Origin of the sequence: Campylobacter lari, from assembly GCF_004357905.1 — a bacterium.
Lineage (GTDB): Bacteria > Campylobacterota > Campylobacteria > Campylobacterales > Campylobacteraceae > Campylobacter_D > Campylobacter_D lari_D.
In genome coordinates, this window is record NZ_SMTT01000023.1 from 1 (window position 1) to 1,124 (window position 1,124).

The following is a 1,124-nucleotide window of genomic DNA, read 5'->3' on the forward strand; positions in this document are numbered from 1 at the left end:
ACCCACTATTAGAAATACCAAACAAATATTAATTAATTAATTGAAAAATAATTATACTTAAGATAAAATATATCTTAATAATTTAAACATATAAATTAAAGGAGATATATTGTTTTCAAATTTAAAAATAGGGACCAAAATAGTTGCTGTTGTAATTGCAATTATAGTCTTAGGTATTGGAATTTTAGCAAGTGTAATTGCTATGCAATCTTCAAATATCTTACACACTGAAGCAGATAAATTACTTCAAACAAGTGCTTTTAGATATGCAAATATCGTCCGTGGAGCAACAGAAAGTGTACATTCAACACTAATGGGTGCAGAAAACACCATTGATAGCATCATCGCAGAACAAGACACAATAGAAGAACGCAGAATTAAAAATATTTTAGAAGGAGCTTTAGATTCTAATGGCTGGATAGCATATATTTATGTGCATATTCTTGATACTTCCAAATACAATGACATTAACCCTAAACTTTTAACACAATCAAATAAATTTTTAATGCTACTACACGACACTTCTTTAAGAGAAAAAGGTGGTGTACAATTAGTCCAAGCAGAAGATGTTATTTTAAATCAGCAAAGCGTTGAAAATGCAATAAAAAATAGAAAAGAATCGATAGGCCGACCTCAAAATTTTACCATCAACAATGAAGAAATTCTAGCTTATAATATTGCTGTGCCTATAGTAAGAAAAGGAGAAATCATAGGGGTTATAGGAGCTTTAGGAAGTTTAACACAACTTCAACATGAGCTTACAAATCCTGAAAGAAGTGTTTTTAAAGACGATCAAAGATTATTATTAGGCAAAAATGGTCTAATAGCAGTTAGCCCTGCAACCGAATTTATAGGCAAAAATATTACTCAAATCAACCCGCATCCTAGTGCGAATTTATTAATTGATTTACAAAAAAATCAAACTAATACTCTATTTGACTTCACACCAGCTTCTACAGGAAATGCAAATAGAGCAGCGATAGCAAACTTTGATGTATGGGATGGTGCTGATGATTATTGGTCTATTGTGACTATGGCTCCAGTTGGCTCAATACAAATGCCTATAGAAAAATTAATAGCAACTATAATTATAGTATCTCTTTTCGTAGTTTTAGCTATTGCTT

The 1,124-nt window shown here is 30.8% G+C and carries 1 protein-coding gene; it reads left to right on the forward strand.

The window, feature by feature from the left end:
• Positions 1–109: 109 nt before the first annotated feature.
• Positions 110–1,124: PDC sensor domain-containing protein (locus E2O22_RS07785; RefSeq protein WP_133319978.1), on the forward strand; the 1,015-nt coding region annotated here is incomplete at its 3' end.